This window comes from Massilia sp. LXY-5 (genome assembly GCF_059801075.1).
In genome coordinates this window covers 420,728-434,431 of the sequence record NZ_JBNNEH010000003.1, presented here as the reverse complement: position 1 = coordinate 434,431, position 13,704 = coordinate 420,728, and the positions used below count along the sequence as shown (strand labels likewise).

Sequence of the window (13,704 nt, the reverse complement as noted above, 5' to 3'; positions counted from 1 at the left end):
GGAACGGGCAACGGATGGCAGTTTCGCAGGGCATGCACTACAATCGCCGTTCACCAGATTATCGAGGGAACAACATGTCCACTACCACCACTGCATCGGGCCTGCAATACGAAGACACCGTCGTCGGCGAAGGCGCAGAAGCCAAAGCCGGTGCCTACGTCACCGTCCACTACACCGGCTGGCTGCGCAACGACGACGGCACCGCCGGCGCCAAGTTCGATTCGAGCAAAGACCGTAACGATCCGTTCCAGTTCCCGCTGGGCGCCGGCCACGTTATCAAAGGCTGGGACGAAGGCGTGCAGGGCATGAAAGTCGGCGGCCAGCGCCGTCTCACCATCCCCGCCAGCATCGGCTACGGCGCACGCGGCGCCGGCGGCGTGATTCCGCCGAACGCCACGCTGATTTTCGACGTCGAGCTGCTGGGCGTCTAAAGTAATACCCCGCCCTGCCGCGCCCGCGGCAGGGCCTGCATCGAGCATCCCCTCTAAAATACCGTCCAAAAGCACGGTTTCTCCCGCCCCCTGCGCTAAGATGGCGCGCCGCATTGCCTTCGAAGCAATGCTCCCATTCAGCAACCAGACCACAGGAGTATTTCCATGAGCTTGCAGGAACAGTTCACCCAGGCCCAGGCCGATTCGAAGAACCTGCCGGAACGCCCGGACAACATGACCTTGCTGAAGATTTACGCGCTGTTCAAGCAGGCGTCGAGCGGCGACGCGACCGGCGAGCGTCCAGGCTTCACCGACATGGTCGGCCGCGCCAAGTTCGACGCGTGGGACGGCCTGAAAGGCACCTCGAAAGAGGAAGCGATGCAGCAGTACGTCGATCTGATCGAAGAGCTGAAGGGCTGATCGGCCCGGTTTGTCGTCGGGGGCCGCGTGCCCCCGGTCATCGCGACGGCATCACGCCGCCGCAAAAATCCTGCGCATCTTGTCCGTCACCTTCGCCTCGATCGCCGGGCGAAACGCACTCATCAGCATTCCCAGCCTGATTTGCAGCGCCGCGCGCTGCGCGCCCAGGGTCAGCGCCCCTTCGACGCCGCTGCGTTCGAAACGCAACACATCACCTTCCCAGCGCCACTGCATGCCGAATTCGGCGGCCACCTTGTCGGCCACTTGCTGCGCCGCGGCGCGTGCCCGCTCCGGGCTCAGGTTGTGTTCCTGGACGATCTGGATGTCGGCCATGTGCTTCCTTTCTCTACAAAATGCGTAAGACAATCCGCCATCATGCCAGTTGCATCGGCGTGATGCCAGTCCACAGTGCAATTGATGGGGGTCAAAACCTGATCCGCCGGGGGCGCGAGTATCTGCTGAGCCAAGTCAATCACGACCACGCGAGGATTGCGCCATGGAACAAAGAGCCCTGCTACCCGACGACATCGCCAGCTTCGAACTCCCCACCCCGAGCGCGCCCTACCGCCAGCACCGCAAGGCGTCCCAGCTGCTCGACCAGCCCGGCGCCCCGCGCGCTGCCGACGCGCCACCTGATTCAAGCGTACCGCTGCCCTATGCCTTCGGCGCGCGCGTGCTGATGTGGAAACAGGATCCGTCGGTACTCGAGATGGGCACGAGGAAAGCCTATCTGCCGGGCGTGGTGCTGGCCGGCCCGAGAGATGCCCGGATTGCCTCCGGCGACCCCGGCATCAGCCCGGTCGAACCGAATGCCTTCGGCGACTTCGTCACCATGCCCGACACGCCCCAGTTCGATGCCGTCCACACCTTTGCCGTGGTGCGCCAGACCCTGACCATGTACCAGCGCTCCCTGTCCTCCGCCGGCGCCGAGATGCCGCTGCCCTGGCAATGGAACAGCAGCATCGACACGGCGCCGCTGCAAATCTTCCCCTACGGCTTGCCGAACGTGATGAACGCCTTCTACAGCCGAACCCAGAACTGCCTGAAGTTCGGCGATTTCGTGCCCCCAGGGGAAAAGGAGCGCGTGTTCACCTGCCGTTCCTTCGACATCGTCGCCCACGAAACCGGCCACGCCGTGCTCGATGGCCTCAAGCCGCATTGGCTCGAGGCCGATAATCCGCCCCAGACCGGGGGACTGCACGAATCCTTCGGCGACCTCACCGCGATCTTCCTGGCCCTGTCCCAGCTCGACCAGTGCGAGGCCGTGGTGGCCCAGACCAAGGCCCGCTTGCACGACAAGACTTTTCTGGCCGACATCGCCGAGCAGTTCGGCCTGGCGCTCGGCGGCACCACGGGCCTGAGGAATGCCGACAACGACCTGACCCTGTCCCAGGCCGGGACGCAGGTGCACGCGATCTCCCAGGTCTTTACGGGCGCCGTCTACGACATCCTGGCCGACCTGTTCGCCCTCGAGCGCAACCCGGCCTTCGAGGACGACGCCGCCGTGCTGCACCGGGTCGCCGCCTGGCTGCGCGGACTCGTATTGCGCGCCCTGGTGGCCGCGCCCGACATCGCGGCCACCTATGCCGATGTCGTCAACGAAATGTTGCGTCTGGCCATAGAGGACGGCAAGCCGGCCGCCTATGCCGATGCGATCCGCCACCAGTTCACGCTCCGCGAAGTGGTCGGGGAGCCGGAAGTCACGCAAGACACGCCTGTTCCCACCGAACCCGCCAGCGCGACAGCGTCCGCCACCTGCACCTTCCAACGCCTGAGCGCCGTCGTCTGCGACGCTCCCGGCGCCCAGCAGGACCGGCGCGCCTGCTGCGGCACCATGAACCTGGCCGAGTACTACAACATCGAACGCGTGCTGGACGCCGAGTCCGAGGCGCTGGCGCGCTGGTGCGCCGAGCACGGCCGCAACGGCCCGGCCGGCGAAGCGCTGCCGGTCGAGCCGCTGCCGGAACCCGGCGACCAGACCCGGGCCGCCCCGGTCCCGGTTGCGCCATGAAGATCCGCGCGAAACTGGCGGGCGGCTTCGCCGGCCTCGATCGCTGCGTCGAGCTCGACACGGCCTGCCGGCCGGACGGGCCCGTGCTCGAAACCCTGGTGCACGGCGCCGACTTCTTCGGCGCCACCCCGCCCCAGCCGGTCGGGGCCGACCTGCCGCGCTGGGAAATCACGGTCGAGGATGGCGAGCGCTGCCGCTCGGTGCTGCTGATCGACGAGGGTTCTGCCGATGCGGCCGGGTGGCCGGCCTTGCTGGCGCATTTGCGCAGGCTCGGTTAAGCAGGCAGGATGCGGGCGTTACCCCGGGCGGTGCCCGGGCTCCCCGGGTCAAATCGCGCGTCACCCGATGCATTTGCATATGTATATTGTGTCTAAGCCTGATTTGTGGGAAAACTCGAATTGCCCTAAAATACAGTGCTTTGCCATGTTGGCGGCCCCAATTTGCGCCCTGACGCCGCGGCACCCCACCATAGATAGGACTGTTATGACCCACGTTGTCACCGAATCGTGCATCCGCTGTCGCTATACCGACTGCGTCGATGTATGCCCGGTCGATTGTTTCCGGGAAGGCCCGAATTTCCTCGCGATTGACCCTGACGAGTGCATCGACTGCGCAGTATGCGTGGCCGAGTGCCCGGTGAATGCGATCTATGCCGAGGAAGACGTGCCGGGCGACCAGCAGCAATTCATCAAGATCAACGCCGACCTGTCGCGCGCCTGGCCTTCGATCACGAAGACCAAACCGGCCCTGGCCGACGCCGACGAGTGGAAAGACGTCAAGGACAAGCTGGACCAGCTGGCCCGCTAAGCGCGCCTGATTGTCCGCCTGCCGACGCCGGTTTTACCCGGCGCCTGCAGGCAAGTTCCATCCATGGCACACTAGCGGCCATCGCAGCATCGGGCACGCATCGACGGCATGCCATTAGCGCCCCTCTTTTCAAAAATCAACAGGATTTGCACATGACCATCAGTGCCACCCACGATGCGGGCAGCATCGCCCCTAACACTTCGTTCGCCGGCGCCATCGATGCCGACGCGGTCATCATCGGTGCGGGCCCGGTCGGCCTGTTCCAGGTCTTCGAACTCGGCCTGCTCGAGATCAAGGCCCACGTCATCGATTCGCTCGCTGCCGTCGGCGGCCAGTGCGTCGAGCTGTATCCGGACAAGCCGATCTACGACATCCCTGCCGTGCCTGTGTGCACCGGCCAGGAACTGACCGACAACCTGCTCAAGCAGATCGAGCCGTTCGAGCCGACTTTCCACCTGGGCCAGGAAGTGACGACCGTGCAGCGCCGCGAAGACGGCCGCTTCAATGTCGAAACCTCGGCCGGTACCCGCTTCATCACCAAGACCATCTTCATCGCGGCCGGCGTCGGTTCGTTCCAGGCGCGCACGATCAAGGTCGACGGCATCGACAAGTTCGAAGGCAACCAGCTGCACTACCGCGTCAAGGATCCGTCTCAGTTCGAAGGCAAGAACCTGGTCATCTGCGGCGGCGGCGATTCCGCGCTGGACTGGGCGCTGAACTTCGTCGGCAAGGCCGAGTCGGTCGTGCTGCTGCACCGCCGTGAAGACTTCCGCGCGGCCCCGGCATCGGTGGCCAAGATGAAGGCCCTGTGCGACGAATACGAGATGCAGCTGATCATCGGCCAGGTCACCGGCTTCGACGAAACCGACGGCAAGCTGACCGAAGTGAAGGTCACCGGCGCCGACGGCGTCACCCGCCGCGTGCCGCTGGACATGCTGCTGGTCTTCTTCGGCCTGTCGCCGAAGCTGGGCCCGATCGCCGAATGGGGCCTCGACATCGAGCGGCGTCAGTTAAAGGTTGTGGACACCGAAAAGTTCGAAACCAATGTGCCGGGCATCTTCGCCGTGGGCGACATCAACACCTATCCGGGCAAGAAGAAGCTGATCCTGTCGGGCTTCCACGAAGCGGCCCTGGCTGCCTTCGGCGCGGCGCCGTATATCTTCCCGGACAAGAAGATCCACATGCAGTACACGACGACCTCGCCGAAGCTGCACAAGATCCTCGGCGTCGAAACGCCTGTGTTCGATTGATTCTGAACAAGAACGCACGACCGTTCAGTTTCTGAAATACGACAATGCCCCGGACCTCCGGGGCATTTGTTTTTATGTGTGCCGTATCACCGACGGCCTATCAAATTCGGGTGTATAACCCCTTAAGCGTGCCCCACATGCAGCCTGCAAGGGAAATGGTTATTTCCACGCGTCAATCAACTTATCCTATAATTGGCTGATGAATTTTCGCGCAAGGGACGGCCAGCCCATACGGCAGCCATGCCAGGCGCAAGGGCCTGGGCAACGCGCCCCGGCGACACGCACCACATGAAGGAATTACTTATGCTTTATCAACTGCACGAGATGCAACGCTCCTTCCTGACCCCGCTGATGCAATGGGCGGATGCGTCCTCGAAGCTGTTCTCCAATCCTGTTTCCCCCTTTGCCCACACCCCGTTCTCCCAGCGTATCGCCGCCGGCTACGAACTGATGTACCGTTTGGGCAAGGATTACGAAAAGCCGGCCTTTGGCATCGACACCGTCACCATCAAGGGTGAAACGGTGAATATCGTCGAGGAAGCGGCTGTCACCAAGCCATTCTGCAAGCTGCTGCATTTCAAGAAAGACTTGCCGGACGCGGCCTATGCCGCGCTGGCGCAGCCGACCGTCCTGCTGGTCGCACCGCTGTCGGGCCACCACTCGACGCTGCTGCGCGACACCGTGCGCGCCCTGCTGCCGAATCACGACGTCTTCATCACCGACTGGATCGACGCGCGCATGGTGCCGTTATCAAGCGGTCCCTTCCACCTGGACGACTACATTTATTACGTGCAGGACTTCATCCGCGCCCTCGGCCCGGACGTGCACGTGATTTCCGTCTGCCAGCCGACCGTGCCGGTGCTGGCCGCGATCTCGCTGATGGCCTCGGCCAACGATCCGAAGCTGCCGAAGACGATGACGATGATGGGCGGCCCGATCGACCCGCGCAAGTCGCCGACCGCCGTCAACGACCTCGCCACCGAGAAGCCGTTCTCGTGGTTCGAGAACACCGTGATCTACGCGGTGCCGGGCAATTACCCGGGCTATGGCCGCAAGGTGTACCCGGGCTTCCTGCAGCACGCCGGCTTCATCGCGATGAACCCGGGCCGCCATGCACAGTCGCACCGCGAGTTCTACCAGCACCTGGTGCGCGGTGACGACGAGTCGGCCGAGAGCCACCGCCAGTTCTACGACGAGTACAACGCCGTGCTCGACATGCCGGCCGAATACTACCTCGACACGATCAAGACCGTGTTCCAGGAATTCCGCCTGCCGAAGGGTACCTGGGAAGTCGGCGGCAAGCTGGTGCGTCCGCAGGACATCAAGACGGTCGCCCTGTTCACCATCGAAGGCGAACTCGACGACATCTCGGGCGCCGGCCAGACACAGGCTGCGCACGAGCTGTGCAGCAACCTGCCGGAGACCATGAAGCGCGACTTCGTGGCGCCGAAAGCCGGCCACTACGGCATCTTCTCGGGCCGCCGCTGGCGCGAGACGATCTGCCCGAAGATCGGCGAATTCATCCGCGAATTCGGCTGATCCGCTGACACCGCCCATGAAAAATGCCACGACTTTGTCGTGGCATTTTTTTTACTGCCGCCGCTACCGGCCGCCAGCTTCAGACCAGGTCGCCACGCCGGTCGTCGCCACGCGCGAAATCGGGATCGGCTTCGTCGTCGTGCCCGTCGCGGCGGTCGCCATGGCGGCGATCGTCGACCACACCCTCATGCGGGGGCTGGCCTGCTTCCTCCGGCGCCGTGCCCCGGTGCGCGATCATGCCGGTCGGGTCGGGTTCAAGCAAGGGGGCGATAATCCATTCGTTCATGTGTTCTCCTGTTGGCATTGCCGCGTCATGCGGCCCATGGCCCATTAAGCCATTGCGTGAGGATCACATCTGTTCGATATGCCACTTACCGGCCCCCTTTTCGCACAGCTCAGTTGCCGAGCAGGACACTGGCGATGATGCCGGTCGCCACGGCGGCCAGCACATAGTCGCCGCCCACCTGCACCCAGTGGTAGCCGCGCGGCGGCGCGCTCAGGCGATGCGAACGCCAGTTGTCGACCACGTACTGGCGGTTGTGATAGTGCGAGGGCAGGCGCCCGCCGCGGTAGAGGTCGTGGCGCGGACCGGCGCCGCGCGCTTCACGGCGCGCCTCGCGGCGGTCGTCCCGGTAGTCGCGGCGCGCCTCGCGCTGGGCATCGCGGTAGTCGCGGCGTTCCTCGCGCCGGTCGTTGCGCATTTCATGCCGATCATCGCGGCGCTCCTGGGCGCGGCTATCGTAGCCATCGCGGTAGCCCCGGTCCTGCGCCATCGCCGGCAGGCTGCCGGCCAGCATGACGGCGATCATCGCCCGGGCAATCATCTTGTTCTTCATGGATTTCTCCTGTTGTTGGAGCCGGGCTGGTGACCGGCGGTGTTCCCAGTAGGCCACAGGGGATGCTTCCACTCTGTACGCTTCCCCACGCAAGCGATGAGCTCGCTACCAGGCTTCGCACGCCCCCGCCTTTTGTCGGATAATGACGGCTTTATATTGTCAGCCGCGCCGTGACCAAGACCCTTGCCGACCTGATCGAAGACCAGCTGCCGCAGACGCAATGCACGAAATGCGGCTATCCGGCATGCCGGCCCTATGCCGAAGCGATTGCCGCGGGCGAAGCCGAGATCAACCAGTGCCCGCCCGGCGGCCTCGAGGGCGTGCGCCGGCTCGCGGCCGTCACCGGGCGCCGGGTCATCCCGATCAACCCTGCCAACGGCGTCGAGCGCCCGCGCCCGGTCGCCTTTATCGACGAAGCCTTGTGCATCGGCTGCACGCTGTGCATCCAGGCCTGCCCGGTCGACGCGATCCTGGGCGCGGCCAAGCAGATGCACACGATTTTGCCGAGCCTGTGCACCGGCTGCGACCTGTGCGTGGCGCCCTGCCCGGTCGACTGCATCAGCATGGTGCCGGTCACGGGTGACGCCACCGGCTGGGCCGCCTGGTCGCAGGAAGCGGCGGACGCCGCGCGGGCGCGCCACGATTTCCGCACCCAACGCCTGACCCGCGAGCGCGAGGAAAACGATGCGCGCCTGGCGGCCAAAGCCGTCGAGAAGATGCGCGAAGTCACCGCCGAGGCAACGAACACGCCTGAAGAACTGGCCGAGAAAGAGCGCAAACGCGCGATCATCGCCGCGGCCATGGAGCGTGCGCGCCTGCGCGCGGCCGGCAACGCTCCCGAACAAAAAGACTGACGCATGAATCCAGCCAAACGCTTCGAGATTTTTTCGCGCTTTCGCGCCGCCAATCCCCATCCGACCACCGAACTGGAATTCACGACGCCGTTCGAACTGCTGATCGCCGTGCTGCTGTCGGCGCAGTCGACCGACGTCGGCGTGAACAAGGCCACGCGCCGCCTGTGGCCGGTGGCGAACACACCGCAAAAAATCCTCGATCTCGGTCTCGACGAGCTGAAAACCTATATCTCGACCATCGGCCTGTACAACACCAAGGCCAGGAACGTGATCGCGACCTGCCAGATCCTGGTGGACCAGTACGGCGGCGAAGTGCCGCGCGCGCGCGAAGCGCTGGAAGCCCTGCCCGGCGTGGGCCGCAAGACGGCAAACGTGGTCCTGAACACGGCTTTCGGCGAGCCGACGATGGCGGTCGACACCCATATCTTCCGCGTCTCGAACCGCACGAAAATCGCACCGGGCAAGAACGTCGACCAGGTCGAGATGAAACTGCTGAAATTCGTGCCGAAGGAATTCCTGCAGGACGCGCACCACTGGCTGATCCTGCACGGGCGCTATACCTGTGTCGCGCGCCGGCCGAAGTGCTGGAACTGCATCATCAACGATTTATGCGAATTCCGCGACAAGACGCCCGCGCCGGATGGCCTGATTGCACCGGAACCCATCGAACCGGTCGTACTGCCAGCCGCCTGATGCGGGCATAAAAAAGCCGGCGCAGCCCTACCAGCGGTCGTAGTGCGCCACCACGCCGCGCCAGAAGGCGTCGGCTTCCTTGCCCAGGGACGTTTGCCCGGCCTTGGCGGTCGCGTTGGCCGCCGTCTGCACCATCACCAGTTTCAGTTCCGGATCGATGAAGATCATCTGCCCGTACACGCCCAGCATGGCGAACCGCCTCTTCTCGCCCGGGAAGGTCCAGAACTGGTAACCGTAGCCGTAATACGGCGTCGCTACCTGGGGATGGAAGGCTTGCGGCGCACGGCGCCAGTCGGTGGCCTCGAGCAGGTAGTCGCGCGGGATGACCTGCCGGTGCTGGGGATCGTCGGGACGGGCGCCGTCGTTGGCCAAAACAATGCCCAGGCGGCCGTAGTCGCGCAGCGTGGCGTTGAAATTTCCGGCGGCGCGTTCAAGGCCGGTCCGGTCGGCGCGCCACAGCGCCGGCGTCTCGGCGCCGATCGCCTGCCACAGGCGGGTGCCGAGATAGTCGCTCAGATTGCTCCCGGTTGCACCGCGCAAGACGGCCGCCATGATTTCCGTTTCGGCGCTGGCGTAGGAAAAACGGCTGCCCTGCGGCGCGTCGCGTTCGGTGATCACCCTGGCCGCTTCCTCGACCCCGCCCTGGATGACGGCGCGGGCAAAGCGCTCGAGGTCGTCCTTGCCGTCGTAGCGCTCCTCGAAGTGGGCGCCCGAGGACATGCGCAGCAGATTGCGGATCGTCGTTTCGCCGTACAGGGTGCCGGCCAGCTTCGGCGCATATTTGTCGGCGCGGTCGTCGAGCGAGGCGATCGTGCCTTCCTGCCGGGCGATGCCGATCGCCAGCGAGACGAGCGACTTGGCCATCGAATTCGACACGAAGCGCTGCTGCGGCGTGCGCTCGTACTGGTAGCGCTCGACCTGTACCACGCCGTCCTTGATGATCAACAGGCCCATGATGCGCTGGCGCGCCAGGTAGTCGTCGACGCCCAGTTTTTTGCGCCCGTCGAGCGTCCAGCGGATCGGCGGCTCGTTCTCGCGCCGGGGCAAGGGCATCGGCGCGCTGCTCGCCGGCAGGACGTTGGCCTTGCCGCCAAAAATACCCGGAATCTCGCCTTGCGCCGTAAACGAACCGACGCGCACCGACTCGTCATAGAACCAGTTTTTTGCGGTGCCGACCGGGTAGCCTTGCGCCTTCCCCAGCTTGTCTTCGTCCGGGGCGGCAAGGGCGCAGGCCGCAGATGCAGCCCACAGCAGGGAGAATACGAACGGTGTTGCGCGCGACATATCGGGATTCCTTCATTCGGGTTGAACAAGGGTGCCGGCGTGATGCGACGAAGATGGGACCGGCTGTAAAAGCGGCCCATCTTGTCACGTTATTATTGTTGAGGCAATACGTCCTGGTGGACGAGGGCGATGCTCAGACGCCGGCGACCAGGGTCGTGGCGCCGGTGGCAAACGAGGCGCGCAGGATGCGGCCGTCCACGACCTCATAAATGCAGAGCATCTCGACCGTACCCAGCCCTTCCGGGAAATTGCGGGTGACGAGTTCGAGATCGGTGACGAAGTTGCCGAGCACGGTGCGGCCGAGCAGCCGCGCGTGCAGGTCGGGTTCGGCAAAGCGCGCCACATAGCGCGGCCGGATGGCATCGTGGCCTTGCGCCAGCAGCGGGCCATGCAGCACGAACTGCTGGGCATCGGGCGCATAGGTGCGCATCAGGGCGTCGACGTCTTTCGCGTTGTAGGCGTCGAGCTGGGCCTGCACCACGGCGGCCGGATCAAGAGTCGTCATGCGGGCTTTCAGAGGAGGACGAGGTTGTCGCGGTGGACCAGTTCCGGTCCTTCGATATAGCCGAGGATGGCTTCGATCTCGTTCGAGGAATGGCGCATGATGCGGCGCACTTCGCTGCTGGTGTAGCTCGTGAGGCCGCGTGCGATCGGGCGTCCGGCCTCGTCGACGCAGGTGATCACCTGTCCGCGCCCGAATTCGCCCTTGACCGCGATGACGCCGATCGGCAGCAGGGATTTTCCCTCCTGGGTCAGCTTCTGCACGGCGCCGGCATCGAGCACGACCTCGCCGGCCGTATGCAGGTGATCGACCATCCACTGGCGCCGCGCGGTCAGGCGCGTGGTGGCGGCATTGAGTTCTGTGCCGATCGCCTCGCCATGGGCCAGGCGCGTGAGGACATCGGGCTCGCGGCCCCAGGCGATGACCGTGTGGGCACCCGAGCGCGCGGCGCGGCGTGCGGCCAGCACCTTGGTCAGCATGCCGCCGCTGCCGATATTGCTGCCGGCACCGCCGGCCATGGCTTCCAGGCTGGCGTCGCCGGCCTGGGCGCGTTCGATCAGGCAGGCTGACGGGTCCTTGCGCGGGTCGGCCGAATACAGGCCGCGCTGGTCGGTGAGGATGACGAGCGCATCGGCTTCGATCAGGTTCGCCACCAGGGCGCCGAGGGTGTCGTTGTCGCCGAACTTGATCTCGTCGGTGACGACGGTATCGTTCTCGTTGATGATCGGGACCACGCCCAGGCGCAGCAGTGTCGTCAGCGTGGCGCGCGCGTTCAGGTAGCGTTCGCGGTCGGCCAGGTCGGCGTGCGTAAGCAGGACTTGCGCGGTCTTGACGCCGTGCGCCTTGAAGCTGGTTTCGTAGATTTGGGCCAGGCCCATCTGGCCGACGGCGGCGCAGGCCTGCAGCTCGTGGATGTCGTGCGGGCGGCTGCCAAAACCGAGGCGCAGCATGCCTTCGGCAATTGCGCCGGAGCTGACCAGCACGACTTCCTTGCCGAGGGCGCGCAGTGCGGCGATCTGGGTGGCCCAACGGGCGATCGCCGTGTGGTCGAGGCCGCGGCCTTCGTTGGTGACGAGCGAGGAGCCGACCTTGACGATGATGCGGCCGGCTTGCTGGATGACGGACTTGTGTGCGGACGTAGTTGCAGCATTCATGGCGAGAGTCTCAGGGTGTCAATCCGTCCTTCCGCGGGCGCAAGGCCAGCAGGGCCAGGCCCGCCAGCAACTCGATCCCGCTTACGACGAACAGGGACCCATTCGGCAGGCCGATCGCGAATGCCGCGACCAGGCGCCCGGCCGGCTGGGCCAGCAGGAATAATGCGACGAGATCGCCGAGGATGGGCTGGTCGCCCCGCCTTGCCGCCAGCACAGCCAGCCCCGCGGTGGCGAGGCGGACTCCGACATAGATGGCGTAGAACTGGCTGTAGCCGTTCACGCCAACGAGAAACAGGCCCATTGAGGTGGCGACCCGGTCCGGGTCGAGCATCGCAACGAGCGCCGCCAGCGAGCTGGCGGTGGCGACCAGCGACAACAGCTGGCCACGCGCCCAGGCAGGCGACAGCGGAAGACGCTTAGTCTTCAAGGATTTTAAAACGAGGATCGTCCGGATCGATCGAGACGATGCCGCGCGCCTCTTCGGTCATCTGCATCGTTTCATCGACGCGCACATCCTGCGCGCGCTTCTCTTCCAGGTGCAGGTAGATCGCATTGATCAGTTCCTGGCAGCCTTCGCGGTTCAGGGCCGAGATCTCGAAGACAGGCCCCTTCCAGGCCATCTTCTTGATGAAGTCCTTGACGCGCTTCTTGCGCTCTTCTTCCGGCACCACGTCGAGCTTGTTGAGCACGAGCCAGCGCGGCTTGTTGAGCAGGTCCTCGTCGTACTTCTCGAGTTCCTTGATCAGCGCTTTCGCTTCCTTCACCGGATCGATGGTGTCCTCGAAGGGCGCCAGGTCGACGATGTGGAGCAGCAGGCCGGTACGCGCCAGGTGACGCAGGAACTGGTGGCCGAGGCCCGCGCCTTCGGCCGCGCCTTCGATCAGGCCGGGGATGTCGGCGATCACGAAACTCTTCTCGTGCGATACGCGCACCACACCGAGGTTCGGGTGCAGGGTCGTGAACGGGTAGTCGGCGATCTTCGGCTTGGCGTTCGAGACGGCCGTAATGAAGGTCGACTTGCCGGCGTTCGGCATGCCCAGCAGGCCCACGTCGGCCAGCACCTTCAGTTCCAGGCGCAGTTCGCGGCGTTCGCCCTCCTTGCCCTCGGTCTTCTGGCGCGGTGCGCGGTTGGTCGAGGTTTTAAAATGGATGTTGCCCCAGCCGCCCTCGCCGCCCTTGGCGAGCAGTTCGGTCTGGCCGTGTTCGGTCAGGTCGGCGATGATTTCGCCGTTGACGTTATCGATGATCAGGGTGCCGACCGGCATGCGCAGGTAGACATCGTCCGCGCCCTTGCCGTAGCAATCCGAACCGCGTCCCGGCTCGCCGTGGCGGCCATGGTGGGTCTTCGAATAGCGAAAGTCGACCAGCGTGTTGATGTTACGGTCCGCAACCGCCCAGATCGAGCCGCCCTTGCCGCCGTCGCCGCCGTCGGGACCGCCGAAGGGGCGGAACTTCTCGCGCAGGAACGAGGCGCAACCGTTGCCGCCGTCGCCCGCAATGACTTCAATTCTTGCTTCGTCGATAAACTTCATTTTGACCGCCAAAAAACTAAAAAGGCCCTACCGTGGGCAGAGCCTTTCGATGGAAGGCTTGCGCCTTACAAGGATGCGCCGCTCCGGGCGGCGCTTTACGTCACTTACGCTGCGACTGCTTCAGCAGCTGGTGCAGCAACGACGGTCACGTACTGCTTCGAACCGACGCCTTGCTTGACGAACTTCACAGTGCCGTCGACCAGCGCGAACAGGGTGTGATCCTTGCCCAGGCCAACGTTGGTGCCTGGACGCACTGGGGTGCCGCGTTGACGGATGATGATGCCGCCGGCGTTGATCGCCTGGCCGCCGTACACCTTCACGCCGAGGCGCTTGCTTTCTGAGTCGCGGCCGTTACGGGTAGTGCCGCCGCCTTTTTTGTGTGCCATTTAAG

At 64.7% G+C, this 13,704-nt stretch carries 18 protein-coding genes; 9 read left to right on the top strand and 9 right to left on the bottom strand.

Translation table 11 applies throughout. The features are described 5' to 3' along the window. The first annotated feature begins 74 nt into the window (after positions 1-74). Complete coding sequence (locus tag ACI48I_RS10970; protein ID WP_193686874.1) at positions 75-431, top strand: FKBP-type peptidyl-prolyl cis-trans isomerase; 357 nt, start codon at positions 75-77, stop codon at positions 429-431. 165 nt (positions 432-596) lie between these two features. Beyond that, positions 597-851: an acyl-CoA-binding protein gene (locus ACI48I_RS10965; RefSeq protein ID WP_498574182.1), complete on the top strand. Its 255-nt coding sequence runs from the start codon at positions 597-599 to the stop codon at positions 849-851. Between the two features lie 51 nt (positions 852-902). Here the strand turns inward: ACI48I_RS10965 and ACI48I_RS10960 are convergent, their stop codons facing one another. After that, entirely contained in the window at positions 903-1,184 is a 282-nt protein-coding gene (locus tag ACI48I_RS10960) for a polyhydroxyalkanoic acid system family protein (protein ID WP_193686876.1), read from the bottom strand. Positions 1,185-1,347: 163 nt separating this feature from the next. Between ACI48I_RS10960 and ACI48I_RS10955 the strand changes: the two genes are divergently transcribed. The 5 genes from ACI48I_RS10955 to ACI48I_RS10935 all read left to right on the top strand — a co-directional run bounded on the left by ACI48I_RS10955 (position 1,348) and on the right by ACI48I_RS10935 (position 6,458). Continuing rightward, positions 1,348-2,862 carry a hypothetical protein gene (locus ACI48I_RS10955; protein WP_498574181.1) on the top strand — a complete coding sequence of 505 codons (1,515 nt, stop codon included), beginning with the start codon at positions 1,348-1,350 and terminating at the stop codon, positions 2,860-2,862. Continuing rightward, on the top strand, positions 2,859-3,140 hold the full coding sequence (locus ACI48I_RS10950; protein ID WP_498574180.1) for a protealysin inhibitor emfourin: 282 nt from the start codon (positions 2,859-2,861) through the stop codon (positions 3,138-3,140). The genes ACI48I_RS10955 and ACI48I_RS10950 overlap by 4 nt, the downstream gene beginning before the upstream one ends. 205 nt (positions 3,141-3,345) lie before the next feature. After that, on the top strand, positions 3,346-3,669 hold the full coding sequence (gene fdxA / locus ACI48I_RS10945) for a ferredoxin FdxA (RefSeq protein ID WP_193686878.1): 324 nt from the start codon (positions 3,346-3,348) through the stop codon (positions 3,667-3,669). A 152-nt stretch (positions 3,670-3,821) separates the two neighbouring features. After that, positions 3,822-4,919: an NAD(P)/FAD-dependent oxidoreductase gene (locus ACI48I_RS10940; protein ID WP_498574179.1), complete on the top strand. Its 1,098-nt coding sequence runs from the start codon at positions 3,822-3,824 to the stop codon at positions 4,917-4,919. Positions 4,920-5,222: 303 nt separating this feature from the next. After that, positions 5,223-6,458, top strand: coding sequence for a polyhydroxyalkanoate depolymerase (locus ACI48I_RS10935; protein WP_498574178.1), 1,236 nt, complete (start codon positions 5,223-5,225; stop codon positions 6,456-6,458). Positions 6,459-6,537: 79 nt separating this feature from the next. Here ACI48I_RS10935 and ACI48I_RS10930 read toward each other — a convergent pair whose 3' ends face one another. Then, positions 6,538-6,744 (bottom strand): hypothetical protein, encoded by a 207-nt coding sequence (locus ACI48I_RS10930; protein WP_498574177.1) that lies wholly within the window; start codon positions 6,742-6,744, stop codon positions 6,538-6,540. 109 nt (positions 6,745-6,853) lie between these two features. Then, on the bottom strand, positions 6,854-7,294 hold the full coding sequence (locus tag ACI48I_RS10925) for an RcnB family protein (protein ID WP_193686881.1): 441 nt from the start codon (positions 7,292-7,294) through the stop codon (positions 6,854-6,856). A 170-nt stretch (positions 7,295-7,464) separates the two neighbouring features. Here ACI48I_RS10925 and rsxB point away from each other — a divergent pair, with 170 nt between their 5' ends. Together rsxB and nth are read left to right on the top strand one after the other, a co-directional pair. Continuing rightward, positions 7,465-8,148: an electron transport complex subunit RsxB gene (gene rsxB, locus ACI48I_RS10920; protein ID WP_498574176.1), complete on the top strand. Its 684-nt coding sequence runs from the start codon at positions 7,465-7,467 to the stop codon at positions 8,146-8,148. 3 nt (positions 8,149-8,151) lie between these two features. Then, entirely contained in the window at positions 8,152-8,841 is a 690-nt protein-coding gene (gene nth, locus ACI48I_RS10915) for an endonuclease III (protein ID WP_498574175.1), read from the top strand. Positions 8,842-8,868: 27 nt separating this feature from the next. On the opposite strand, the gene ACI48I_RS10910 is transcribed toward nth, so the two are convergent. The 6 genes from ACI48I_RS10910 to rpmA all read right to left on the bottom strand — a co-directional run bounded on the left by ACI48I_RS10910 (position 8,869) and on the right by rpmA (position 13,699). Further along, complete coding sequence (locus tag ACI48I_RS10910) at positions 8,869-10,125, bottom strand: serine hydrolase domain-containing protein (protein WP_498574174.1); 1,257 nt, start codon at positions 10,123-10,125, stop codon at positions 8,869-8,871. Between the two features lie 133 nt (positions 10,126-10,258). After that, entirely contained in the window at positions 10,259-10,630 is a 372-nt protein-coding gene (locus tag ACI48I_RS10905) for a nuclear transport factor 2 family protein (RefSeq protein WP_498574173.1), read from the bottom strand. 8 nt (positions 10,631-10,638) lie between these two features. Next, complete coding sequence (gene proB, locus ACI48I_RS10900; protein ID WP_498574172.1) at positions 10,639-11,781, bottom strand: glutamate 5-kinase; 1,143 nt, start codon at positions 11,779-11,781, stop codon at positions 10,639-10,641. A 10-nt stretch (positions 11,782-11,791) separates the two neighbouring features. Next, a complete protein-coding gene (locus tag ACI48I_RS10895) occupies positions 11,792-12,208 on the bottom strand; it encodes a hypothetical protein (protein WP_498574171.1) in 417 nt (138 codons plus the stop codon). Continuing rightward, positions 12,198-13,313 carry a GTPase ObgE gene (gene obgE, locus ACI48I_RS10890; protein ID WP_193686889.1) on the bottom strand — a complete coding sequence of 372 codons (1,116 nt, stop codon included), beginning with the start codon at positions 13,311-13,313 and terminating at the stop codon, positions 12,198-12,200. The genes ACI48I_RS10895 and obgE overlap by 11 nt, the downstream gene beginning before the upstream one ends. Before the next feature lie 104 nt (positions 13,314-13,417). Next, positions 13,418-13,699 (bottom strand): 50S ribosomal protein L27, encoded by a 282-nt coding sequence (rpmA, locus tag ACI48I_RS10885; protein WP_193686890.1) that lies wholly within the window; start codon positions 13,697-13,699, stop codon positions 13,418-13,420. Positions 13,700-13,704: the final 5 nt, after the last annotated feature.

What these genes read in the sequence shown, in the direction of transcription:
- ACI48I_RS10970 (WP_193686874.1), top strand. Translation starts at nt 75, where the DNA reads ATGTCCACTACCACCACTGCATCGGGCCTGCAATACGAAGACACCGTC.
- ACI48I_RS10965 (WP_498574182.1), top strand. Translation starts at nt 597, where the DNA reads ATGAGCTTGCAGGAACAGTTCACCCAGGCCCAGGCCGATTCGAAGAAC.
- ACI48I_RS10960 (WP_193686876.1), bottom strand. Translation starts at nt 1,184, where the DNA reads ATGGCCGACATCCAGATCGTCCAGGAACACAACCTGAGCCCGGAGCGG.
- ACI48I_RS10955 (WP_498574181.1), top strand. Translation starts at nt 1,348, where the DNA reads ATGGAACAAAGAGCCCTGCTACCCGACGACATCGCCAGCTTCGAACTC.
- ACI48I_RS10950 (WP_498574180.1), top strand. Translation starts at nt 2,859, where the DNA reads ATGAAGATCCGCGCGAAACTGGCGGGCGGCTTCGCCGGCCTCGATCGC.
- fdxA (WP_193686878.1), top strand. Translation starts at nt 3,346, where the DNA reads ATGACCCACGTTGTCACCGAATCGTGCATCCGCTGTCGCTATACCGAC.
- ACI48I_RS10940 (WP_498574179.1), top strand. Translation starts at nt 3,822, where the DNA reads ATGACCATCAGTGCCACCCACGATGCGGGCAGCATCGCCCCTAACACT.
- ACI48I_RS10935 (WP_498574178.1), top strand. Translation starts at nt 5,223, where the DNA reads ATGCTTTATCAACTGCACGAGATGCAACGCTCCTTCCTGACCCCGCTG.
- ACI48I_RS10930 (WP_498574177.1), bottom strand. Translation starts at nt 6,744, where the DNA reads ATGAACGAATGGATTATCGCCCCCTTGCTTGAACCCGACCCGACCGGC.
- ACI48I_RS10925 (WP_193686881.1), bottom strand. Translation starts at nt 7,294, where the DNA reads ATGAAGAACAAGATGATTGCCCGGGCGATGATCGCCGTCATGCTGGCC.
- nth (WP_498574175.1), top strand. Translation starts at nt 8,152, where the DNA reads ATGAATCCAGCCAAACGCTTCGAGATTTTTTCGCGCTTTCGCGCCGCC.
- ACI48I_RS10910 (WP_498574174.1), bottom strand. Translation starts at nt 10,125, where the DNA reads ATGTCGCGCGCAACACCGTTCGTATTCTCCCTGCTGTGGGCTGCATCT.
- ACI48I_RS10905 (WP_498574173.1), bottom strand. Translation starts at nt 10,630, where the DNA reads ATGACGACTCTTGATCCGGCCGCCGTGGTGCAGGCCCAGCTCGACGCC.
- proB (WP_498574172.1), bottom strand. Translation starts at nt 11,781, where the DNA reads ATGAATGCTGCAACTACGTCCGCACACAAGTCCGTCATCCAGCAAGCC.
- obgE (WP_193686889.1), bottom strand. Translation starts at nt 13,313, where the DNA reads ATGAAGTTTATCGACGAAGCAAGAATTGAAGTCATTGCGGGCGACGGC.
- rpmA (WP_193686890.1), bottom strand. Translation starts at nt 13,699, where the DNA reads ATGGCACACAAAAAAGGCGGCGGCACTACCCGTAACGGCCGCGACTCA.